Consider the following 21,529-nt stretch of genomic DNA (forward strand, 5'->3'; position numbering starts at 1 on the left):
AGCGGTGACAACGATGCCCGACCGGCACCCGAACTGGACAGGACACCGGGTCGGCTACGCCATCACCGTGGGGGTCGTCGCGCTGGCCGGGGCGGTCGTCTCGATCGTTTCCGGGGTGTTGTTCGTAGGGGCCAGCGCCGGGTGCGGTGGAAGTCACGGGCGTTTCGTCTGCTCGGTCGACGGGCAACAGGTCGTGTTCTGGTTGCCGTGGGCCGGATGGGTACTCGCGATCGTGTCCGCCGTGGTCTACGCCGTCATCGCCGCAGGCCGTTCGCGTCTGCCTTGGCCCGGCCTGGGAATCGGGGCCGTGGTGTACGCGGTGCCGTTCCTGATCGCCTATTCGATCGCCGCGCCCTGACCTGCCTGCTCGGCGGCCGCGCGCTCACGCCAGGCGCGAGCCTTCTCCCTGTTGCCGCACACCTGCATCGAGCACCACGTGCGGGAGCGGTTGCGGGAGTGGTCGAAGAACGCCCACCTGCAGTCGTCGGCGGGGCAGATCTTCATCCGTTCCCACTCGCCAAGGACGTTGAGGCGAGCGGCGGCGGCCAGCACCGCGCCGACCGCGTCGGTGGAGGTCAGTTCCGGGCCCGCGCCCGTCAACTCGATCTGGATCGCGGTCCTGACTCGCTCCTGCCTGGCGGCCGGGTCGCCGACGGCCGCTCGTAACGCGTCCCGTGCCTGCACCCCGGCCGTCAGTGCTCCCGCGCGCAGGCCACGATCCTGCGCCCATTGCCGCCAGGTTCCGGATTCGCGCAGCACATCGACGTCGTCCTCGACGTCCAGGGTGTTCAGGAAATCGAGCACGAGGGTGATGTCCGCAGGCTCTGCCGCCACATCTCCACTGTAGGTCAACGAGGGTTGCGCACTCATTCGCTAACCAACATACTTTGTTCACTGGTTAGCTACGAGAGGGAGAGTACCCATGACCGCACCCGTGAAGACCGCGGTTCCCACCTTCGGCTCCGTGGTTCTCGACTGCCCCGACCCCGCAGCGCTCGCCGCGTTCTACGCGGAACTGCTCGAATGGCCCGCCGCCAAGGGCGACGGCGACTGGATGACCCTCGCCAACCCGGCAGGCGGCCCTTCGATCGAGTTCCAGCGCGTGGCGGACTACCAGGCGCCCGAGTGGCCCTCGGTGCGGCGTCCCCAGCAGTTCCATTTAGACCTGACCGTGGAGGATCTTGCCGCAGGGCACGAGCGAGCGTTGCGTCTCGGCGCTCGTGAGCTGGACCTGAACCCGGAGTCGTTCAAGGTCTACGGCGACCCGGCAGGGCACCCGTTCTGCCTCTGTGCCTGCTGAGGGCGATTCGAGTGACTTGGGTCTCGCCGCGGATCGAAATATGCGTAGGCTGAGATACGTGATCTGCCCGAAATGCCAGAACGTGCTGAAGACCGTCGACAAGAACGGCATCCACATCGAGCAGTGCGAGGGGTGCCGCGGCATCTTCCTCGATCGTGGTGAGCTGGAACAGATCGTCGGTGCCGAGAACGCTTACTACGCGCAGGCCGCTCCGCCGCCGTATGCGGGTGGTGCACCGATGCCGCCACCCGGGTATCAGGGGGCGCCAGCGCCCGGAGGGCATTACGGCAGGCCCGACTCGCCGCGGCCCTACGGCGGTGGCTACAAGGATTCACCCAAGCCCTACCGGGGTGGGCGCGGCGGGTACAAGGACTCGCCGAAGCCGTACCGGGGCGGACACGGGGGCTACGGCGACTCCCCACGCCCCTACGGTGGCGGACACGGCGGACACGGCGGTCACCCTCGTCGTAAGCGCAGCTTCCTCGAGAACCTCTTCGACTGAGGTCTTCTCGCGCGCATGCTCGATCTGAAGATCTGTGCGGGCTGCGGCGACCGGGCCGAGGTGCCTGTCGTCGCAGAGCCCGAGCCGGTGCTTGTCTGCCAGGTGTGCGGGCATCGGCGGCCGTTCCTGCGGCTGCCGATGTTCGCGCTCACCGGGCCGAGCGGTGCGGGCAAATCCACGGTGGGTCCCGAACTGGCGCGGGTGCTGGCCGAGCACGTCGTGGTGCTGGAACAGGACGTGCTGTGGACCGGCGCACTGCGTGAGGACGTCGACGGTCATCCGGCGTTCCGCTCCACCTGGCTGCGGATGGCCGGGATGATCCAGCAGAACGGCCGCCCCGTCGTGCTTTGCGGCACCGTGGTTCCGCCCGAGTTCGAACCGTTGCCGGAGCGGGTGTTCTTCAGCGAGATCCGTTATCTGGCACTGGTCGCCGAACCCGAGGCGCTGGACCGGCGGCTGCGGGCGCGGCCTGCCTGGCGGGAGTGGTCGCCGGAGCGGATCGAGGAGATGCTCGAGTTCAACGACTGGCTGCGCGCCGAGGCCGCATCCCTTCGGCCACCCGTGCGGTTGTTCGACACCACCCATGCAAGCCTTGGCGAGGCGGTCGCGGTCGCCAGGGACTGGGTGCTCGACGGTCTCGCCGACGCCGGGGTCACCACGGCCAGCGCAGATCACTCTCCGGCGACTCCAGCCAGAATTCCTGCAGGTCCCGGTTGATCGTGATGCCGAAGTCCGAGCGTTCCGGCTGACCCAGCTCCAACCAGCGCGCGTGTGCGTCCTCGACCCGGTCCCACAGGCGCTGGGGTCCGCCCTGCCACACGAGAAACCCTTCGCTCGTGTCGATCTGCCGAGCCCAGGAGCCGTCGGGGTGCGCGAGCCAGGTGATACCTGGCCCGTCTCCGTGCAGCGAGCAGACCTCCGGCAGTTCGAGTCCCGCGAAGAACTCGAACCTACTGGGCGGGGTGAGTAGGCCGGTCACCGAAAGGCTGGTCGGCTGCCCCGGCTCCGTCATCTCGTCTTCGGGCAGTTCGGGGATAGGCGGTAATCGGTGCGCGCGCATCGGCATGAAGCGGCCGTCCCTGGCCAGCACCCGGCCGGTGCCGGTCGCGCCATGCCCGGCGGTGATGCGCACGAGTCCCGCACCGATCGGCCGGTTCAGCGTGGTGACGACGAGCCCACCCGCTCTGGTCTGCTCAAGCCATTCGGGCGGAATCCTCGACACGGCACAGGTTCCGAGTATTCGGTCGTAGGGAGCATTTTCCGGACAGCCGAGTTCACCGTCGTCGAGCAGGCAGTACGGGTGGTAGCCGCACTCGGCGAGTGCGGCACGGGCCTTGGCGATCAGCGTCGAGTCGATGTCCACAGTGGAGACATTTGAGTCGCCGAGCCGATGGCAGAGCAGCGCTGCGTTGTATCCGGTGCCGGTGCCGATTTCGAGTACCCGGTCCGCGTCGGTCACCCGGAGCTCCTCGAGCATGATCGCCATGATTCCCGGCATGCTGGACGAACTGGTCGGCGTTCCGATCACCGGTCCTTCGCGTCGCGCGCGCACCCATGAATCAGGGTCGTCGTCGAGCTGGGTCACCAGCACCGTGTCCGCGTAGATGCGGTCGATCCAGCCTGCGTCGCCCTGTTCCACGGCCAGCCATCGGTATCCGGTCTGCACGAAGTACCGGCGCAGGAAGAGGTGCCTGGGCACCTCCGCGAAAGCGTCGATCCACTGTGGATCATGAAGTGCCCGATCGGCGCGGAGGGTGGCGACCAGCCGCCGCTTCCGGCTTAAGAGGGACATCCGCCAAGCCTAGTCCTGGTGAGCGACAACACACTCGATAGTTGCAAGCAAGGTGCTTGCAATTGCTAGCACCTGTGCGTACCGTTGATGGTGTCGCGAGGAGGTGACGCAGGTGACGGATCCAGGCACTAACGGCAGCGGAGCCGCAGATCCGCACGGCCCGATCGACAAGGTCACCGACCTCGGACGGGACATCGGCGAGTACATCCGGCAGCAGCGCAGCAGCGCGAAGATTTCGCTGCGTCAACTGTCCAAACTGGCTGGTGTGTCGAATCCGTACCTGAGTCAGATCGAGCGCGGGGTGCGCAAACCCAGCGCGGAGATCCTGCAGCAGATCGCCAAAGGACTACGGATTTCGGCCGAGGCCCTCTATGTGCAGGCCGGAATTCTGGACCTGCCGACCGGCGGACCGGTGCCCGACGCGGTCCGTGCTGATGTCGAACTGACCGAGCGGCAGAAGCAGGTCCTGCTCGACGTCTACGAGTCTTTCCGGCGAGAGAACGTCGCTGCCAAGGCAGCGCAAAGCAACAGCACGACCACCAGCATCGAGCGGTCCGCCGAGACCGCCGCACCCCAGGAGTGATGATCATGACCGATCCGAAGAACGACAAGGCTCGCAACCAGGTGAACTCTGCCCTGGACCAGGTTCGCACCTCGATGCTCGCCGCGCTCGGTGCGGGCAACCTGGCCAGCCAGGCCGTCGTCGACGCCGTGAACAAGACCCGCGAGCGGGTCACCGAGGGCAGCGAGACCGCCAGGAAGAACATCGAGGAGCTTCCGTCGGACGTGGAGAGCCTGCGCGGGAAGCTGGACCCGGCCGAGCTGCGCAAGGCGATCGACGAGTACACCGACGCCGCCCTGAAGCTGTACAACAAGCTGGCCGAGTCCGGCGAGCAGGCTTGGGACAAGCTCGTGGCGCAGCCGCAGGTGAAGCGGGCCCTTGAGCAGCTCGAGGAGGCGCTGGCCACCGCGCAGGACCGGGCCGAGGACGTGGCGTCGGACACCCGTGGTCGGGTGGACGAGGTGCTGGCGCTGGTCACCAAGCGCACCCGTTCCACCGGCGAGAAGACCGCGCGCACCGTCAAGGAGGTCGCGGGCGAGGTGGCGGAGAAGGTCGAGGAGGCCGGTGACGATCTGGCCTCGGAGACGCGCAGCGTGAGCCGCAAGGCCGCGAACAAGACCGCGCCGCGTACGGCGAGCACCACCCGCCGGTCGAGCACTTCGGCGTCGGGCACCTCGAGCACGTCGAACGGCTCGGGTGCGGCGAAGAAGAGCACCGGCACCAGCTCGAAGAGCACCAAGTAAGACGGTTCCCCTCCGGGCCCCGGCACCTGCACAGGTGCCGGGGCCCGAGGCGTTCATCCGGATTGCCGTAGGCTGGGGACGTGCCGTATCCCGCGTATCTGATCGTCACGGTCATCAGCTGGGCAGGTGTACTCGCCGGCCTTTTCGCGTTCGCGCACGCCCTGACGCAGCGCGCGGACGCTTACGCAGCCGCAGACCGCAAGACCAAGCCGATCTGGCTGGCCATCACCGGTGGTTCCACCGTGGCGATGGCGCTGTTCGGCTTCTTCGGCCCGGGGATGATCTTCTGGCTTGCCGGCCTGATCGCCTCGCTGGTCTACATCGTCGACGTCCGCCCCAAACTCATCGAAGTCCAGCGTGGCGGCCAGAACTGGTAGCTGCTCCCCTCACCTCCCGAGGTGGGGGCTTGGAGCGTCTGCAAGTACCCCCAAGCAAGATCGACTTCGTCACTAACCGCTACCAAGCTGAGCGGCTTTGGTAGCGGTTAGTGGCGTTTCTGATCTTGCTCGGTGGTACTTGCAGACGCTCCATCCCTGGACGGGGGTTAGGCTCGGGGCGTGAGTACCTGGACCATCGCCGGAACCCTGAACGTTGAGTCGGCAGCGCAGCGCAGTGAGCTGCTGGCCGAGCCCGTCGCCAAGGCGCTTGCCGCCCTTCCCGAAGCCGAGAGCGTCGGGGTCGCGGCCATCGATCCGGAACTCGCGGACACCGCGGAGTTCTGCGCCGCCTACTCCTCCCCGCTGACCGCCTCCGCCAACTGCGTGGTCGTCGCGGGCAAGCGCGCGGGCGAGGTGCGGTATGCGGCGGCGATGGTCCTGGCCACGACGCGTGCGGACGTGAACAACGTGATCAAGCGCAGGCTCGACGTCCGCAAGGCCTCCTTCGCGCCGATGGCCGAGGCCGTCGAGCTGACCGGGATGGAGTACGGCGGCATCACCCCTATCGGCCTGCCCGAAGGCTGGCCGATCCTGGTGGACAAGGCCGTCGCCGAGTCGCCCGAGTTGATCATCGGCAGCGGCATCCGTGGCAGCAAACTCCTGGTCACCGGCGCCCAGCTGGCCGCCCTCCCCGGCGCCGAGATCATCGAGGACCTGGCCAAGCCCGTCGGCTGACCCCGACTTTGCAGTTCCAGGGCCCGACTTTGCAGTTCCGAAGGCTGACTTGGCAGTTCAGGAGGCCCGAGTTGGCAGTTGCGTGGCGAGAAACCGTCGCCAGGCCGCCAACGAGACCAGCAGTGCCCCGGAATCGGGAGACTTACTGTCCCGGATACCGACGTTAGTCTCGGCGAAAGCCACCTCGACGCAGTTCCCGCCCTGGCCTTCGCTGTCGCTGTAGCTACTTCTGCGCCAGATGATGTGCGCGGGCACGGCGGCTCCTCGGTCAGATCTGGCCCGCTACGCGCTCGATCAGCGCCAGGGAATCGGTCTGATCCAGCGCCAGGCCTTCCAGGTGCTGAAAAGTGAGCCTAGCAGCGCGGACCTCGCTGGCCTTCTCTGTCTGGAACGAGCCGAACCCGTGCTCGACGTAGCCAATCTCCGGCTCGTCGGGAACCGGGAAGCGCAGGATCACGAAGCTCCCCGCGCGGCCAGGGTGAGCGGCTACCGTGCGGGGAACGACTTGCAGGGTGATTGTGGGCAGTTGTGCTCGCTCGATCAGGAAACGCAGTTGGGCGCGGAAGCCCTTCGCGTCTGGAATCGGCCGCCACAACACGGACTCGTCCACGATGGCGTGCAGCATGAGCAGGGGTTCTTTGGTGAGCCGATGTTGGCGACGGAGTCGCACAGCGACCTCGTTCTCCAACTTGTCTCGGGGTAAGGGGAGGCGTGCGCCGACGAAGCTGCCGCGCATGTACGTCTCGGTCTGCAGTAGCCCGGGGATGTAGCCCAGTTCGTAGTTCCGCACCTCGCTGGCCTCGGCTTCCAGGCTGACGAAGCCTTTGTCGTCCAGTCCGTATGCGTGCCACCAGCCGCGTTCCCTTGCGCGGTCGAACATGCGGACGTACTCGTCGTAGTCGGAGACGAGCACGCCGTAGAGGTCGAGCATGGCGAGGAACTCGTGGTAGTTCGGCAGCTGCCCCTGCTCCAGCCTGCTCATCTTCGCCGTCGAGAACCGCATCCGCGCGGCGACCTCCTCCTGCGTCATCCGGCTCTGCTCTCGCAGCCGTCGCAGGGTCCGGCCGAGCAGGCGCATACGGAAGTTCGGCTTGCGTGGATACCCCACCGGCTATCACCCCTCGAAACCATGTGGACACGGATAGTAGGACGAGAGGCGGACAGTCGAGACTCTCGACTGGCAAGGGGCGGTCGGTCAGCCGATGCCGACGAGTGGAATCGTGAGTGCTGGCGGAATCGACCACAGACAGGGAGAGTCATGGGCAAGGTCACGGCCACAGCGGAACGCTCGATCGACGCATCACCGGAGAAGGTGCGCGCGCTCGTCGCCGACTACACCGACACCAGGCCGAAAATCCTCACCGAGCAGTTTCGCGACTTCGAGGTGACCGAGGGCGGCAAGGGCGCGGGCACCGTCGCCAAGTGGAAGCTGCAGGCCACGTCCAAGCGAGTGCGTGACATCGCCGCCACGGTCAGCGAGCCGGAGCCGGGGATGCTGGTGGAGACCGACGCGAACTCCAGCATGGTCACGACCTGGACGATCCGCGAGCTCGGTGCGGGCTGCATGGTGCGGATCGAGACCTCGTGGGACGGAGCGGGCGGGATCGGCGGCTTCTTCGAGAAGACCTTCGCGCCGGGCGGGCTCAAGCGGATCTACAACGGCGTGCTGACCAACCTCGACGACATCGCGCGCGAAGAGGCGTAACAACAGACACGGTCGTTACTGAACCGCAGAGGGAAGCGCAGCGGGAATATCCGCCACATTCCCGGGGTTGCTTTCGGGAGTGACGTGTTGTGCGTCACTCCCGCACGACGACAGGAGCAGGTGCCTTGACTTCATCCGATCAGGCAACGGAGATTCGGCTCGCGGACCGCCCGTACGGTGAGCCCACCTTGGAAAATTTCTCCATTGTGGACGTCGAAGTTCCGAAACCGGGTCCGGGGCAGGTGCTGGTACGCAACGTGTTCCTCAGTGTGGACCCGTATATGCGCGGACGGATGAGCACCGCGAAGTCCTACGCCGAGCCGTACAAGGTCGGCGAGGTGATGACGGGCGGTGCGGTCGGCGAGGTCGTGGAGTCCGATGTGGACTCGCTGGCTCCCGGCGACGTCGTGCTGCATCAGCTCGGCTGGCGTTCGCACGCCGTCCTCGACCCCAAGCACGCGGTGAAGATCGACACTGAAGCGGCGCCGATGTCGGCCTACCTGAGCGTGCTTGGCATGCCCGGGCTGACTGCCTACGCCGGACTGTTCGACGTCGCGGGATTTCGGGAGGGCGACACCGTGTTCGTGTCCGGTGCGGCCGGCGCCGTCGGCTCGCTGGTCGGTCAGCTCGCGAAGCTCAAGGGCGCTAAGCGGGTCATCGGTAGTGCCGGATCGGCGGCCAAGGTTCGATACCTGACCGAGGAACTCGGCTACGACGCGGCGTTCAACTACAAGGACGGGCCGGTCACCGAGCAGCTCGCGGCGGCGGCGCCGGACGGCATCGAGGTGTACTTCGACAACGTCGGAGGCGAGCACCTGGAAGCCGCGATCGATTCGCTGAACCTGTATGGCCGGATCGTGGTCTGCGGGATGATCTCGCAGTACAACGCGACCGAGCCGACGCCCGCGCCGCGCAATCTGGGTCAGGTGATCGCCAAACGGTTCACCATGCGCGGGATGCTCGTGGCCGACCATTTCGACCTGCAGCCGAAGTTTGTCGCCGAGGTCGCGCCGCTGGTGCAGGACGGAAAGATCAAGTACTCGGAGACCGTGGTCGAGGGGCTGCGGAACGCGCCCCAGGCATTCCTCGACATGCTCAACGGCGCCAACACCGGCAAGATGCTCGTCCGCCTCTGAATCACCGCACGTTCCATAAAAGCGGCACTTTCCCGGGAAAGTGCCGCTTTTTGCGCGCCCCCCAGGGATCGCACTTTCCCGGGAAAGCGCGGTTGGGGGTAGTTAGCGACGGTGTTGATCTTGCTTGGTGGTACTTGCAGACGCCCCATCCCTGGAGGTGAGGGGGCTCGGGCTCGCGCTTTCCCGGGAAAGTGCGAGGGGGTCAGAAGACGACTGTGCGGTTGCCGTGGACCAGGACGCGGTTCTCCAGATGCCAGCGCAGGCCACGGGCCAGCGTCACCTTCTCGATGTCGCGGCCCTTGCGCACCATGTCGCGAACCGAGTCGCCGTGGTCCACGCGGATCACGTCCTGCTCGATGATCGGTCCCGCGTCCAGGTCCGCCGTCACATAGTGGCAGGTCGCGCCGACCAGCTTCACCCCGCGTTTGTGCGCCTGGTGATACGGCCGGGCACCGATGAACGACGGCAGGAAGCTGTGGTGGATGTTCACTGCGCGCCCCGCCCATGCCGCACACAGTTCGGGAGGCAGCACCTGCATGAACCGCGCGAGCACCACCGCGTGCGGATCGTGCTCGTCGACGAGCTTGCGCACCTGTTCGAAGGCCGCGGCCTTGCCCTCTGGGTCCCCCGCGGGGAACGGCACGTGATGGAACGGGATGCCATGCGCGCGGGTGATGTCGCCGAGGTTCTCGTGGTTTCCGATCACGGCGCAGACTTCCGCGTCCAGTTCCCCGGCTGCGACCCGGCCGAGCAGGTCGTAGAGGCAGTGTCCCTCCTTCGACACCAGGATCACGGCACGGCGGCGCTCGCCGGTGTCGTCGATACGCCAGTCGGTCTCGCTGCCCAGCGAGCGTGCGACCCCGGCGAACCGGGCGCGCAACTCCTCGACGTCGAACGGGATCGAGTCGGCGCGGACCTCCTGGCGGGTGAAGAACCAGCCGGTGTCCGGGTCCGTGTGGTAGGCGGCTTCGACGATCCACCCGCCGACCTCGGCGAGGAACGAGGACACGCGGGCGACGATCCCGGTGCGGTCCGGGCAGCCGAAGGTAATGACGTAGCGGCGATCTGAAGCGTGCACGGTTCGCCATCATCCCTGGTCCGGGTCACGGCGCGTGCAGCGGCTCCAGCAATGCTCGCTCGCCAACGATGCCCGCGCGGTGCGGGCGTCCCCACAAAGCCCGGTAGAGCTGGTCGGCGACGCCGGTGATGCTCAGGTCCGGTTCGAACGGCTGCTCGGGGTCGGCGGAGCGCAGCGGGGTGCCCGGTTCGAGGCGCAGCGACCACAGCCGGTCGACGTCGGTGGCGTGCACGAGCACCGACCCCTCGAACTGATGCTCGGTCCGTCTGCTCGGCAGGAGCATCGTCAGGAACTCGTCGACACCATCAGCGGCGAAGGTGGGCTCGAACGTCACCATGCCGATGCCGCCCCTGCCCGCGATGATCGCGTCCACACGGTGCACCGCCGCCTCGTGCGCCTGCCGCCGGGCCATCGAACCGACGGTGGGCGGGTACTCGCCGAAGGGCAGCCAAGCAGGTGCGTCCGGATCGTCGCCGAGTTCGTCGACGAGCGCCCCGCGTTGTTCGTCCCACCAGGCCAGCAGCGCGTCCCAGTCCTGGGGTGGGTCACCGGCGACGGCGCGTTCACCGCTCGGGTCGGCCAGGCTCGCACGTGCCCACGACTGCACCCTGGCGACGTGCCGGACGAGCCGGTGCACAGTCCAGTCCGGACACGTCGATACCGGCGCGTCCGGCCCGGCCGCGGTCGCCGCGGCCCGCAGCCCGTCGCTGTGGTCGGTCAGCGCGGTCAGAATGTCGGCGTGCTGCACGAGCCGACTGTATCCGCCTGCCAGCCTCGATACCCGCGACGGTGAGCAGCCCGAGCACGAAAGCAAGCAGCAGTCCCTTCACCGGTTCACCGGTGAACCCCACGCCTCCGGCGAACCCGATCGCGACGCTGTAGGTCGCCCAGATGCTCACGCCGATGGCGTCCAGCGCGGCGAACCGGGCGAACGGGAACCGCAGGCTCCCGGTGGCCAGCGCGGAGGCCACCCGCCCGCCAGGCAGGTAGCGCCCGGCGATGACCAGCGTCGGAGCGTGTCGTTGCACCTTCGCGCTGGCCCACTCGTAGCGTTCCCGGCCACGCTCACCCCGCTGCAACCGCCGCAGCGCCCGTGGTCCGGCCGCCCGCCCGAGCCCGTAGCCGAGGCAATCTCCCGCGAACGCACCCGTCGCGGCGACCAGGACGAGCATGGCGAGCCCCGCCGGATCGGGACCGAGCAGAACGGCAACGGTGATCACTGTCGTCTCGCTCGGCATGAACGGCAGCAGTGCGTCCAGGCCGGACACCACGAAGACGATGAGCCACAACCACGGGGAGTCCAGTGCACCCTGCAACGTCGTGGTCAGCTGGTGCAACAGGTCAAACACGGGTCAGCCCGCCGCGATCTCCCGTCACCGCGCCCCTGGCCGCCTCGGCGAGCGCCCGCCGGTCGCCCACCGCGAGCAGCACGGGGTGCGCGTCGATCCGCAGCGTGAGTTCGCGAGCCGACGCCACCCTGTGCAGGCTCGCCGCCAGGGTGTCGTCGCCGACTAATGCCGCGATCGTGCTCGGCACCGCGCCCTCGCGGTAGGAGATCGTCAGTGGCCTGATCGGGGCGCCCGCGTCGAGTGCCGCCTGGAACGCAGCCCTGCGGAACTGCCCGCCCGGCGCCGAGCACCACGTGGTGCCCTCGGGGAACACCACCACCGAGCGGCCCGAGCGCAGCAGCGACGCGAGGCGAGCCACTCCGCCGGGAAGGGCGCGCAGTGCTTCGCGATCGAGGAAGATCGTGCCCGTTCGGGTGGCCATCGAACCGAACACCGGCCAGTCCGCGACCTCGCGTTTGGCGAGGAACCCCACGGGTTCGACGGCCAGCAGCCCGACGATGTCCAGCCAGGAGATGTGGTTGGCGACGAGCAGTGTGCCGGTGGCGCCCGGCACACTCAGCCGGCGCTCCGGCGTTTCCAGGCCGACGTCGAGAGCGTCGAGTACCCGCCGGGCGTGCCCGCCCAGCTTCTCGCCGTGGGCCGAGGCAGGCGCGGCGGCAGCCAGCGCCCCCACCAGCCGCCCCCAGCGTTTCACGGTCTTCAGTCTGCTGACCGGAGGTCGAGAACGGGTGACGCATCGGGGGGTACAGGGTGAACAGACCGCATAGGGATTCATCGTTCGTTGCCGAGGAAGTACCGCAGGTAGCGCTCGTCCATGCGATTGAGCTGCAGGAGTACGAAGAAGTCGGCCACACCGAACTCCGGGTCGTGCGCGGGCGGACCGCAGACCCAGGCGCCGAGGCGCAGGTAGCCACGTAGCAGCGGCGGCAGCATGGACTGGTTCGCCCCGCGCCGCTCTGGCACCGCGGGGACCCAGGGCCGGTGCGGGCGCACCCGCAGGTCCGGCGGCGAAAGGTGGCGGGCCTCGGTGAGCTGCCGGGCCGCCGAGGCGGCAGCCCCACCGTCGGTCAGCGGGACAGAGGCGCACCCGGCGAGGTACCTGTGCCCGGACAGCAGTGCGTAGCGGGCCAGTGCCGACCACATGAGGGTGATCACCGCGCCCGTGCGGTGGTCCGGATGCACGCACGAGCGGCCCGCTTCCAGCAGGGACGGCCGCAGGGGAGTCAGCGCGGACAGGTCGAACTCCGACTCCGAGTAGAGGGCCTCGCCCCGCCCTGGCGGCAGCAGCCGGTAGGTGCCGACGATCTCCTGGGTGGGGAGGTACTCGATGATCAGGTGATCGCACCGGTCGTCGAACTCGTCTACGTCCAGGCCGGTCTCGCCGTGCACGGTCGCGCCGAGTTCGCCGGCGAACACTTCGTGCCGCAGGCGTTGAGCGGCGCGAACCCGCTCGGGTGTGGCCGCGATGGAAGTCGCGTATGTCGCGGTGGCGAGCGCCGCGGGTACCGTTGTTGCCGAGGACATGGGTCTCTCCGTTCATCCGGAAATGCTCCGCGCGGGCTCGTGATCAGCGAATGACGCGCGGGTGCTCGTGTTCTCCGGGGCCGCCGAGTTGCCGCTCGGCGGCCCCTTCTTGCACCGCTTGTGCCGATGCTGTCAGCCCGGCGTACTCGCAGGCCATGGCCTTTCGGCAATCTCCGGGAGAACTAAGGGGTGTCCCCGACCGGGGTGTCCAGGGGGGACACGGTGTCCCAGGGCACGGTGAGTTCGCCGAGCCGCCACCGGCTACGCCTGCCGATCACCGGCCAGCCGCGTTCGGCCAGCAGCCGCACGGCCTCCACCCAGCGGGCACGGGGGCCGAACGGGCTCAGCGGGGCTGCCGCGGCCCAGCAGGCGTCCAGAGTGGACAGTAGAGCGTAGATGCGTTCGCCGCTCACGTTCCGGTGAATCAATGCCTTGGGTAGGCGTTCGGCCACAGTGGACGGTCGTTCGAGCGCGGATGGGTTGCAGGACAACGTCAACGAGCGGGGACCATCATGAGTCACCGTGACCCAGGAACAGAGCCTGCCGATCTCGTTGCATGTTCCCTCCACGAGCAGGCCGCCTGGGGCGATCCGGTCCAGCATCGCCTGCCACGCGCCTGCGACCTCGCCCTCGTCGTACTGACGCAGCACGTTGAACGCGCGGACCAGAACCGGCGTCGTGCCGGCCAGTTCGAACCCACCACGCCGAAAGTCCAGCCAAGGCGGATCGGCGGCGGTCAGCGCTGTCGCGACGCGCACCGGGTCGATCTCCAGACCGAGCACGCGCACCTTCGGGTACACGGTGCGCAGCCTCCGTGCCAGCTCGACCGTCGTGACCGGGGACGCGCCGTACCCGAGGTCCACGACCAGCGGATCGGGTGCCGAACCGAGCAGGCGGGCGATCTCGGCGGACCCGGTGAGCCAGCGGTCCACCCGGCGCAGCCGGTTCGGGTTCGTGGTGCCGCGAGTCGGAACGCCGAGATGGGTTACCCGCGCTCGGCGAGCCATTTCGCGGTGAACTCCGCTTCCCGCTCCAGCAGCTTCGTGACCTGCTCGCCGATCAGTCGTTCCAGCTTGCCGCCCACGAGCGGGATGCGGACCTTCACCTCGCCGGTACTGCGCAGTTCGGTGCCCGTGCCACCTACCCGCAGTTCGGTGCGGGCTTTGATCTCGCCCGGCACGCCCTCCACGGTGGCCTTCGCGGTTCCGGTCCAGCCCTCGCCGTCGCGGCGCCAGACCTGCTCCCTGTGCACGATCAGGTCACCCTTGTGGATCGTGCGGACAGCCTGCGGCAGCCGGTCGGCGCTGACGCCCTGCACCAGCGTGAACCGCACCCCGTCGCCGGTCTCGGAGTGCTCGTCGAGGCGTGCGTGCGCACCGCCGATCTCGGCGAGGCGGGCACGTAACGCGCCTTCGTCGGACTGCGCGAGGTACACGTCTGCGACGCCCTCGCGGAACTCCGCCCGGTGCTCGATTCGGGATGCCATGACCGCAGACAGTACTTGACGGGAAACGTCTCTATGGGTCGTCTGTTCCTGATGCATAGTGCGGTCCGGTCGCCATCTCCGCTGAAGTACCGTTCGGGAATGTGAGCACTGTCGAAACGGGCACCGAGGTGACCCTCGCGAGCTACACCACCCTGCGTCTCGGCGGCCCGGCGAAGGCGTTCGCCGTCGTGGACAACGTCGAGGACCTGGTGGACACCGTGTACGCGGCCGACCGGGCGGGTGAGCGGCTGTTGCTGCTCGGCGGCGGATCGAACCTGGTGGTCGCCGACGCCGGATTCGACGGCACCGTGCTCAGGATCGCCACCAGTGGCTGGACCGTGGAGCGGGAGCAGGCCGGTGAGCTGCTGGTCGAGGTGGCGGCGGGGGAGAACTGGGACTCATTCGTGGCCGCGATGGTCGAGCAGGGCATCGGGGGAGTGGAATGCCTTTCCGGCATTCCCGGTTCGGTCGGGGCGACACCGATCCAGAACGTCGGCGCGTACGGCTGCGAGATCAGTGACGTCGTGGAGTCGGTGCGCTGCTATGACCGCGCCACCGGCGCCACTTACCCGATGACCGCGGCCGACCTCGGCTTCGCCTACCGGACCAGCGTGCTGAAGGGCACCGACGCCGGTGTGGTGCTGAGCGTGCGGTTCCGGCTGCGGGCCGACGGGCTGTCCCAGCCGATCCGCTACGCCGAGCTGGCGCGGACGCTGGATGTCGAGGTGGGCGCGCGGGTACCGGCGGCCGAGGCACGCGCGGCCGTACTCGGGTTGCGCGCGGGCAAGGGCATGGTGCTCGATGCGGCCGATCACGACACGTGGAGTGCGGGCTCGTTCTTCACCAACCCCATCATCGGTGAGCCCGAGGTGGCCGGGGTGCTGGCGCGGATCGGCGAGGTCGTCGGCGCCGATGTCGCCGTGCCGCAGTACCCGGCCGACGGCGGGGTCAAGCTTTCCGCGGCGTGGCTGATCGAGCGCGCCGGGTTCGTCAAGGGACATCAGGGGCCCGGCGGGCGGGTGTCGCTGTCGCACAAACACACCCTCGCCCTGACCAACCGGGGGACGGCCGCCACCGCCGACCTGCTGGCGCTGGCCCGTGAGGTCCGCGACGGCGTCCGGACCCGCTTCGGCGTCGAACTGCACCCCGAGCCACTGCTGATCGATTGCGCGCTGTAACCGTTCGGCGCGGGGTGGGGGTTCCCCAATGTGGCATTGGGGACGCTCAAGTTCCCGAATGCCACATTGGGGAACTCCCACCCACTCGCACTCGACGCCCGGTGACTACTCCCGGTGTGCGCGGGTGCCGTTGTACTGGGCGCGGGGTTTGACCACGATCTCGTCCAGGTTCACGTGCGGCGGCCGGGTTGCCGCGAACGCGATCACCTCCGCGACGTCCTCCGCGCTCAGCGGTCGCAGCCCTCGGTAGACACCCTCGGCGCGCTCGGCGTCGCCCTCGAACCGGTTCAGCGAGAACTCCGTCTCCACCATGCCGGGAACGATCTCGGTGAACCGGATCGGCTGGCCGAGGTGCTCCGAGCGCAGCGTCCGGTGGAGCGCCGACTGGGCGTGCTTGGCCGAGGTGTAGCCCGCACCACCGTCGTAGACCTCGTGCCCCGCGACCGAGGTCACGGTCAGCACGTGCCCGTCGCCGGAGTCGACCAGTTTCGGCAGCAGCGCCTTCGTCAGCCGCAAGGTGCCCAGCACGTTGGTCTCCCACATCCAGCGCCAGTTGTCCTCGTCGGCGGCCTCGATGCGCTCCATCCCGCGCGCTCCACCCGCGTTGTTGACCAGAACGTCGCATTCTGAGATATAGCGCACAAACGACGCAACCGATTCGGGGTCGGTGACGTCCAGTACGTGGGCCGTCCCGGACAGCTCATCGGCCAGTGGGGTGAGGCGGTCGAGCCGCCGGGCACCCAGAACGACGTGGAAGTTCGCCGCGGCGAGCGCCCTGGCGGTGGCGGCACCGATACCAGCGCTGGCCCCGGTGATCACAGCGGTTCGCTTGCTCATGACTGCATGTTGCCAGTCCCCGTGGCGACGTAACGTCGGACGGTGGCCCGCGGTTAAGCAGACAGCGGCTCTAGCGGGCGGTGCGATGGGAGGATGACGGTGATCGAACGGCGGACGATGTTCAAGGCCGCGATCGCGGCAGGTGGCGCGGTCGTGCTGACCGCGTGTTCCGGTGACGGGCAGAGCCCGGAAACCCAGCCGCCTCCCGTCGAGACCCCGCCGGAGGCCACGATCACCGCCGAGCCCGCGCCCAAGGCGAAGGAGGTCTCGGTCACCGAGCCGGTGCAGGTCACGGTGACCAAGGGCACGCTGACCGCGGTCGCGCTGACCAACAGCGAAGGCACCGCGGTCAAGGGTGAACTGGACTCGGCGAAGACCACCTGGACCAGTTCAGAGCCACTTGGCTACGGAAAGACCTACACCTACACGGCCACCGCGAGTGGTGCGGACGGCAAGAACGCCGAGTTCACCGGCAGCTTCGACACGGTCAAGCCGGCCAAGGTGATCAGGGCGACGCTCAACCCGATCGACGACGCCGTGGTCGGTGTTGGCATGCCGATCAGCGTGAAGTTCGATGAGGCCGTCACGGACCGGGCGGCTGCGCAGAAGGCGCTGAAGGTGTCGACCTCCACGGAGGTCGAGGGTGCCTGGGCGTGGCTGTCGGACCGTCAGGTCGACTGGCGACCCAAGGAGTACTGGCCGGCCAACACCGAGGTCGATGTCGCAGCGAACCTCTACGGGGTGCACTACGGCGGCGGCAGGTACGGCAAGGCCGACGTGACCACGAAGTTCACCATCGGGCGCAATCAGGTGGTCAAGATCCACACCCCGGACCACGAGATGCGGGTCTACCGCGACGGTGCGCAGTACAAGAGCTACCCGTGCAGCAACGGCAAGGACGCCGACCCAAACCTGAACACGCCGAACGGCACGGTCATCGTGATGACCAGGGAACCGACCTCGATCTTCGACAACGAGCGGTACGGCTACACCGATCTGAAGAAGAAGTGGTGCTGCCGGATCTCCAACCACGGTGAGTACATCCACGAGAACGAGGAGAACCGGGCCAATATCGGCAAACGCAACACCTCGCACGGCTGCGTAAACCTGTTCGAGGCCGACGCGAAGGACTACTTCGACTCCGCGCTGATCGGCGACCCGGTGGAGGTCACCGGCTCGAAGGTGAAGTTCCCGACGATCTCGGACGTGATGGACTGGTTACTCGACTGGTCCACCTGGCAGTCGAAGTCGGCGCTGTGAACGCCGTGGAGCACGCCGAGGTCGTCGGCGCTGACGGTGTCCGGATCGGGTTGCGGATCGCCGGTGAGCCGCACCTGCCGCCGATAGTGCTCGTGCACGGCTGGGCGCAGTCCGCGCGCGCCTGGTCGCTGCAGCTCACCGATCCGGAGCTGACCAGCGGATTCCGGCTGATCGCGATGGACCTGCGCGGGCATGGCAACTCCGGTGTCCCGGCCGAGGGGTATGACGACCCCGCGGTTTGGGCGGGGGACCTGGCCGCCGTGCTCGAGTTCGCAGGCGCACCCGCGGTCGTCGCCGGCTGGTCCTACGGCGGTTTGGTGATCACCGACTACGTGCGTGAGCACGGAACCGCACGGCTGGGCGCGATCGTGCTCGTCGGGGCGATCACCGAGATCGGCAGGGGCCGCTCCGGCGGTCAGGTCGGTTCCGCGATGCGCGCCGCGCTGCCCGCCGCGCTGTCCGAGGACGCGGATGTCGCCCTGCCCGCGTTGGTCGGTCTCAACGAGGGCATGTCCGGTTCCCCGGTTCGCGGCGAACTCGCACAGGCGCTGCTCGGCGCGACGTTGTCGGTGCCGCCCGCGGTGCGCGCAGCGCTGTTCCGGCGCACGGTCGACAGCGCCGAGGTGCTGGCCGGGGTCGACGTACCCACCCTCGTCGTGCACGGCACGGAGGATCTCGTGGTGGATCCGGCTGCGGGCGAATTCGCCGCAGGGAAGATTCCGGGGGCCACTCGACGTTGGATCCAAGGTGTAGGCCATCTGCCGTTCATCGAGGCGGCGGAGGAGTTCAACGCTGCCCTGCGGCGGTTCGCCGAAGAGCGGTCGGCACCTTGACCGAGGAGTGAACAGGTAGATGACCCTGCCCTTTCCCCCGGTGCGCACGCCGCGCCGGGTCGCTGTCGTGTCCGTGCACACCTCGCCGCTGGAACAACCGGGCACCGGCGACGCGGGCGGCATGAATGTGTACATCAGCGAGACGGCCACCGAGATGGCGCGCAGAGGCATCAGTGTCGAGGTCTTCACCAGAGCCACCTCCTCGGACCAGCCGCCGGTCGCCGAACTCGCGCCCGGGGTGCTGGTCCGGCACATTCCCGCTGGGCCCTACCAGCCGCTGGGCCGCGACGAGCTGCCCGCGCAGCTGTGCGCCTTCACGTCGGGAGTGCTGCGTGCCGAGGCGTTCCACGAGCCCGGCTACTACGACGTGATCCACTCGCACTACTGGCTGTCCGGGCAGGTGGGCTGGCTGGCGCGGGATCGCTGGGGCGTGCCGCTCGTGCATACCGCGCACACGCTTGCCAAGGTCAAGAACGCCGCGCTCGCGGAGGGGGACGTTCCCGAGCCGAGGACGCGGGTGATCGGCGAGGAGCAGGTGGTGGCCGAGGCGGACAGGCTGGTCGCCAACACGCCCGTGGAGGCTCGTGAGCTGGTCGGTTTGTACGACGCCGACCCCACCGCCGTACGCACGGTCTCGCCCGGGGTCGATCTGGAGCGGTTCACGCCCGGCTCACAGGTCTTCTCGCGCGCGGCGCTGGGACTGCCGCAGGATGCGGTGGTGCTGGCTTTCGCGGGCCGGATCCAGCCACTCAAGGCGCCGGACGTGCTGCTGCACGCGGCGGCGAACCTGTTGCGCAGGCAGCCCGAGCTGCGGGAGCGGCTGGTCGTGCTGATCGTCGGTGGCCCTTCGGGCAGTGGGATGGAGCAGCCGAGGGAGCTGCGCGAGCTGGCTGACTCGCTCGGCATCGCGGGCCAGACCCGGTTCCTGCCGCCGCAACCGGGCCAGGCGCTCGTGGACGTGTACCGCGCCGCGGACGTGGTAGCCGTACCGAGTTACAACGAGTCGTTCGGCCTGGTCGCACTGGAGGCGCAGGCGTGCGGCACACCCGTTGTGGCCGCCGAGGTCGGTGGGCTGCCGGTCGCGGTGTCGCACGGCGTTTCCGGCATGCTGGTGCCAGGTCACCGGGCGGAGGACTGGGCGAACGCGCTGGCCGCTGTCGCCCTGCGCCCCGGGCGGCGCGCGGAGCTCGGAGCCAACGCCGTCCGGCATGCGCGCAGGTTCTCCTGGGAGCGCACCACTGACGCGCTGGTGGCCACATACACCGAGGCGGCCACGGCGTTCCGCGACGCGGTGGCGCGCGCGTTGCAGGAGGAGGTAGCGGTGTGAGCAAGCCAGAGCAGCCGGCGGCTGGGGCTGGGACTGAGGGTGCGAGCACCTTGCACGCGGAGCGGAGCGAGGCCGATGGTGGCGGTGTGAGCAAGCCAGAGCAACCGGCGGCTGGGGCTGGAACTGAGGATGCGAGCACCTTGCACGCGGAGCGGAGCGAGGCCGATGGTGGCGGTGTGAGCAAGCCAGAGCAGCCGGCGGCTGGGGCTGGGACTGAGGGTGCGAGCACCTTGCACGCGGAGCGGAGCGAGGCCGATGGTGGCGGTGTGAGCAAGCCAGAGCAACCGGCGGCTGGGGCTGGGGTCGACGAGCTGGTGCGGGTTGTGCTGGACGAGGCGGAGCTGAAGTACGAGCGCCGAGGTGCTGGGCGCTACTTCGTCACCTTGCCTGGCACGAAGAAGCTGCAGACCAACTGCTGGTTGATCGCCACCGAGCATGCTTTCGTCGTGGAGGCCTTCGTCTGCCGCAGGCCGGACGAGGCGCACGAGGACGTCTATCGCTACCTCCTGCGACGCAACGCCAAGCTGTACGGCGTGCACTACACGATCGACCAGGTCGGCGACATCTATCTGGTCGGCAGGCTCGCCCTGGAGTCGGTGACGCGGGCCGAACTGGACCGGCTGCTCGGGCAGGTGCTGGAGGCCGCAGACGGCGACTTCAACACCCTGCTGGAGATCGGTTTCGCCGGCTCGATCAAGCGCGAGTGGGACTGGCGGGTCTCGCGCGGGGAGTCGCTGGCGAACCTGCAGGCGTTCAAGCACCTGATCGAGCCAGAGCACGGGCACACCCCGCTGACCGAATCGTGATCGGACCAATGCAACGCCGCTGACCTGCGAGTCCGTCCTTCCGGCGCATACGACTGGAGGGAGCGGGCGAATGAGATCACGATGGACGCGGGCGTGGGCGACGTTTCTGCTGTGCGGCGTGCTGGCAGTGCTGGTGTCGGGCTGTACCGGCGACGACGCGGGGTCGGCCACGAGCGGACAGGCGGGTGGTGAGTACGCCGGGCGAGCGCCGGCCGCCCCTGATGCGGCCGGCAGCGAGGCCGGGGTCGCGCCGCAGGAGATCCGGCCTGAGGACCAGGGCGCGAAGGCGACCGTGCCGCTGGGCCGGGTAGGTGGGCAGGACCGGCAGCTGGCCAGGAGTGCCCGGCTGGACATCGAGGCAGCGGACCTGGCGGACGCCGTAGCGCGAGCCCGGGACATCGCAGGTGAGGTGGGCGGCTATACCGGGCAGGAGCGCAGCGACCTGCACTCGGCCACGGTCGAGGTCGTCGTCCCCAGCGATGAGTTGGACGCGACGCTGAACCGGCTCTCCGCGCTCGGTGAGGTGGTGGCGCGCGAGCAGCATGCGCGGGACGTCACCGAACAGGTTGTCGACGTGCGGTCCAGGGTGCAGACGCAACAGGCCAGCGTGGCGCGCGTGCGGGAACTGCTGGATCGGGCGAACTCGATCAGCGAGATCACCTCGGTGGAGGCGGAGCTGACCAGCAGAGAAGCGGAGCTCGAGTCGCTGAAGTCGCGTCAGGAAGCGTTGGCGGGAAGCGTCGCGATGTCCACCGTCACGGTGAGCATCCGGCCGGCGGCCGCTCCCGTCGCGGCGGACTCCGGCACCGGCATCCTCGGTGGCCTCGCCGCCGGCTGGCAGGCGTTTCTCGACGTCGGTGCCGGGACGCTGACCGTGCTGGCGGCGATGCTGCCGTTCTTGGTGCTGCTGGGGTTGCCGGTGGCGCTGCTCGTCTGGTGGCTGCTGCGCAGACGGCGGACGGTCGCCGCGCTCCAGAAATGACCCCCGCGCGGGGAGCG

Annotated in this window: 27 protein-coding genes and 1 pseudogene; 16 read left to right on the forward strand and 12 right to left on the reverse strand. The window is 68.5% G+C overall.

The genetic code is table 11. The features are described from left to right. Positions 1–13 precede the first annotated feature (13 nt). On the forward strand, positions 14–358 hold the full coding sequence (locus tag D0C15_RS06235; protein ID WP_211323103.1) for a hypothetical protein: 345 nt from the start codon (positions 14–16) through the stop codon (positions 356–358). On the opposite strand, the gene D0C15_RS06240 is transcribed toward D0C15_RS06235, so the two are convergent. Then, the gene (locus D0C15_RS06240; RefSeq protein WP_116041620.1) at positions 337–870 is read right to left on the reverse strand and encodes a CGNR zinc finger domain-containing protein; all 534 of its coding nucleotides are present in this window, start codon (positions 868–870) and stop codon (positions 337–339) included. The two genes, D0C15_RS06235 and D0C15_RS06240, sit on opposite strands and share 22 nt — an antisense overlap. Before the next feature lie 52 nt (positions 871–922). Here D0C15_RS06240 and D0C15_RS06245 point away from each other — a divergent pair, with 52 nt between their 5' ends. Genes D0C15_RS06245 through D0C15_RS06255 form a run of 3 tightly spaced genes read left to right on the forward strand, consistent with a single transcriptional unit; the run spans position 923 to position 2,519 of the window. Next, on the forward strand, positions 923–1,300 hold the full coding sequence (locus D0C15_RS06245) for a VOC family protein (protein WP_116041622.1): 378 nt from the start codon (positions 923–925) through the stop codon (positions 1,298–1,300). Between the two features lie 40 nt (positions 1,301–1,340). Next, positions 1,341–1,802, forward strand: coding sequence for a TFIIB-type zinc ribbon-containing protein (locus tag D0C15_RS06250; RefSeq protein ID WP_116041624.1), 462 nt, complete (start codon positions 1,341–1,343; stop codon positions 1,800–1,802). A gap of 15 nt (positions 1,803–1,817) precedes the next feature. Further along, positions 1,818–2,519, forward strand: coding sequence for an AAA family ATPase (locus tag D0C15_RS06255; protein WP_116041626.1), 702 nt, complete (start codon positions 1,818–1,820; stop codon positions 2,517–2,519). On the opposite strand, the gene tgmC is transcribed toward D0C15_RS06255, so the two are convergent. Then, positions 2,455–3,594 (reverse strand): ATP-grasp peptide maturase system methyltransferase, encoded by a 1,140-nt coding sequence (tgmC, locus tag D0C15_RS06260; RefSeq protein ID WP_116041628.1) that lies wholly within the window; start codon positions 3,592–3,594, stop codon positions 2,455–2,457. The two genes, D0C15_RS06255 and tgmC, sit on opposite strands and share 65 nt — an antisense overlap. A 163-nt stretch (positions 3,595–3,757) precedes the next feature. On the opposite strand from tgmC, the gene D0C15_RS06265 reads away from it, so the two are divergent. The 4 genes from D0C15_RS06265 (at position 3,758) to D0C15_RS06280 (ending at position 6,011) form a co-directional block, all read left to right on the forward strand. Beyond that, positions 3,758–4,177 (forward strand): helix-turn-helix domain-containing protein, encoded by a 420-nt coding sequence (locus tag D0C15_RS06265; protein WP_116041837.1) that lies wholly within the window; start codon positions 3,758–3,760, stop codon positions 4,175–4,177. Between the two features lie 5 nt (positions 4,178–4,182). Then, on the forward strand, positions 4,183–4,899 hold the full coding sequence (locus D0C15_RS06270) for a hypothetical protein (protein WP_116041838.1): 717 nt from the start codon (positions 4,183–4,185) through the stop codon (positions 4,897–4,899). A gap of 80 nt (positions 4,900–4,979) precedes the next feature. Next, a complete protein-coding gene (locus D0C15_RS06275; protein WP_091671314.1) occupies positions 4,980–5,276 on the forward strand; it encodes a DUF2516 family protein in 297 nt (98 codons plus the stop codon). 180 nt (positions 5,277–5,456) lie between these two features. After that, positions 5,457–6,011 carry a YbaK/EbsC family protein gene (locus D0C15_RS06280; RefSeq protein WP_116041630.1) on the forward strand — a complete coding sequence of 185 codons (555 nt, stop codon included), beginning with the start codon at positions 5,457–5,459 and terminating at the stop codon, positions 6,009–6,011. A 57-nt stretch (positions 6,012–6,068) separates the two neighbouring features. Here D0C15_RS06280 and D0C15_RS06285 read toward each other — a convergent pair whose 3' ends face one another. Both D0C15_RS06285 and D0C15_RS06290 read right to left on the reverse strand, forming a co-directional pair. Continuing rightward, positions 6,069–6,266 (reverse strand): DUF397 domain-containing protein, encoded by a 198-nt coding sequence (locus tag D0C15_RS06285; protein WP_245975599.1) that lies wholly within the window; start codon positions 6,264–6,266, stop codon positions 6,069–6,071. A 13-nt stretch (positions 6,267–6,279) separates the two neighbouring features. Continuing rightward, positions 6,280–7,119, reverse strand: a complete 840-nt coding sequence (locus D0C15_RS06290; RefSeq protein ID WP_245975600.1) for a helix-turn-helix domain-containing protein — start codon at positions 7,117–7,119, stop codon at positions 6,280–6,282. A 150-nt stretch (positions 7,120–7,269) separates the two neighbouring features. On the opposite strand from D0C15_RS06290, the gene D0C15_RS06295 reads away from it, so the two are divergent. Further along, positions 7,270–7,716, forward strand: coding sequence for an SRPBCC family protein (locus D0C15_RS06295; protein ID WP_116041633.1), 447 nt, complete (start codon positions 7,270–7,272; stop codon positions 7,714–7,716). A 125-nt stretch (positions 7,717–7,841) separates the two neighbouring features. Further along, positions 7,842–8,852 (forward strand): NADP-dependent oxidoreductase, encoded by a 1,011-nt coding sequence (locus D0C15_RS06300; RefSeq protein ID WP_116041634.1) that lies wholly within the window; start codon positions 7,842–7,844, stop codon positions 8,850–8,852. A 202-nt stretch (positions 8,853–9,054) separates the two neighbouring features. On the opposite strand, the gene purU is transcribed toward D0C15_RS06300, so the two are convergent. From purU to D0C15_RS06335, 7 genes and pseudogenes are all read right to left on the reverse strand, one after another. Then, positions 9,055–9,930, reverse strand: coding sequence for a formyltetrahydrofolate deformylase (gene purU, locus D0C15_RS06305; RefSeq protein WP_116041636.1), 876 nt, complete (start codon positions 9,928–9,930; stop codon positions 9,055–9,057). Between the two features lie 25 nt (positions 9,931–9,955). Next, positions 9,956–10,597: pseudogene (locus D0C15_RS06310) on the reverse strand (maleylpyruvate isomerase family mycothiol-dependent enzyme); the annotation flags it as partial. After that, positions 10,494–11,279, reverse strand: a complete 786-nt coding sequence (locus D0C15_RS06315) for a DedA family protein (protein WP_116041638.1) — start codon at positions 11,277–11,279, stop codon at positions 10,494–10,496. The gene D0C15_RS06315 and the pseudogene D0C15_RS06310, both read right to left, overlap by 104 nt. Further along, entirely contained in the window at positions 11,272–11,973 is a 702-nt protein-coding gene (locus D0C15_RS06320; protein ID WP_245975601.1) for a lysophospholipid acyltransferase family protein, read from the reverse strand. The genes D0C15_RS06315 and D0C15_RS06320 overlap by 8 nt, the downstream gene beginning before the upstream one ends. A gap of 77 nt (positions 11,974–12,050) precedes the next feature. Further along, positions 12,051–12,803, reverse strand: coding sequence for a GNAT family N-acetyltransferase (locus tag D0C15_RS06325; protein WP_116041642.1), 753 nt, complete (start codon positions 12,801–12,803; stop codon positions 12,051–12,053). A 182-nt stretch (positions 12,804–12,985) separates the two neighbouring features. Then, positions 12,986–13,810 (reverse strand): class I SAM-dependent methyltransferase, encoded by an 825-nt coding sequence (locus tag D0C15_RS06330; protein WP_116041644.1) that lies wholly within the window; start codon positions 13,808–13,810, stop codon positions 12,986–12,988. Further along, the gene (locus tag D0C15_RS06335; RefSeq protein ID WP_116041646.1) at positions 13,789–14,289 is read right to left on the reverse strand and encodes a DUF2505 domain-containing protein; all 501 of its coding nucleotides are present in this window, start codon (positions 14,287–14,289) and stop codon (positions 13,789–13,791) included. Before D0C15_RS06335 ends, D0C15_RS06330 begins: the two co-directional genes overlap by 22 nt. A 101-nt stretch (positions 14,290–14,390) precedes the next feature. Between D0C15_RS06335 and D0C15_RS06340 the strand changes: the two genes are divergently transcribed. Then, the gene (locus D0C15_RS06340) at positions 14,391–15,467 is read left to right on the forward strand and encodes a UDP-N-acetylmuramate dehydrogenase (protein ID WP_116041648.1); all 1,077 of its coding nucleotides are present in this window, start codon (positions 14,391–14,393) and stop codon (positions 15,465–15,467) included. A 105-nt stretch (positions 15,468–15,572) separates the two neighbouring features. On the opposite strand, the gene D0C15_RS06345 is transcribed toward D0C15_RS06340, so the two are convergent. Further along, a complete protein-coding gene (locus D0C15_RS06345) occupies positions 15,573–16,304 on the reverse strand; it encodes an SDR family oxidoreductase (RefSeq protein WP_116041650.1) in 732 nt (243 codons plus the stop codon). A gap of 99 nt (positions 16,305–16,403) precedes the next feature. On the opposite strand from D0C15_RS06345, the gene D0C15_RS06350 reads away from it, so the two are divergent. The 5 genes from D0C15_RS06350 (at position 16,404) to D0C15_RS06370 (ending at position 21,512) form a co-directional block, all read left to right on the forward strand. Next, complete coding sequence (locus tag D0C15_RS06350) at positions 16,404–17,564, forward strand: L,D-transpeptidase (RefSeq protein WP_116041841.1); 1,161 nt, start codon at positions 16,404–16,406, stop codon at positions 17,562–17,564. Next, on the forward strand, positions 17,561–18,397 hold the full coding sequence (locus tag D0C15_RS06355; protein WP_425455363.1) for an alpha/beta fold hydrolase: 837 nt from the start codon (positions 17,561–17,563) through the stop codon (positions 18,395–18,397). The genes D0C15_RS06350 and D0C15_RS06355 overlap by 4 nt, the downstream gene beginning before the upstream one ends. A 19-nt stretch (positions 18,398–18,416) precedes the next feature. Next, entirely contained in the window at positions 18,417–19,724 is a 1,308-nt protein-coding gene (mshA, locus tag D0C15_RS06360; RefSeq protein WP_116041652.1) for a D-inositol-3-phosphate glycosyltransferase, read from the forward strand. A gap of 266 nt (positions 19,725–19,990) precedes the next feature. Further along, positions 19,991–20,530, forward strand: a complete 540-nt coding sequence (locus D0C15_RS06365; protein ID WP_116041843.1) for a type III secretion system chaperone family protein — start codon at positions 19,991–19,993, stop codon at positions 20,528–20,530. 70 nt (positions 20,531–20,600) lie between these two features. Continuing rightward, positions 20,601–21,512, forward strand: a complete 912-nt coding sequence (locus D0C15_RS06370) for a DUF4349 domain-containing protein (protein ID WP_116041654.1) — start codon at positions 20,601–20,603, stop codon at positions 21,510–21,512. Positions 21,513–21,529 lie beyond the last annotated feature (17 nt).

The organism is Amycolatopsis palatopharyngis (assembly GCF_003385185.1).
In the GTDB taxonomy this organism is placed as follows: Bacteria; Actinomycetota; Actinomycetes; order Mycobacteriales; family Pseudonocardiaceae; genus Amycolatopsis; species Amycolatopsis palatopharyngis.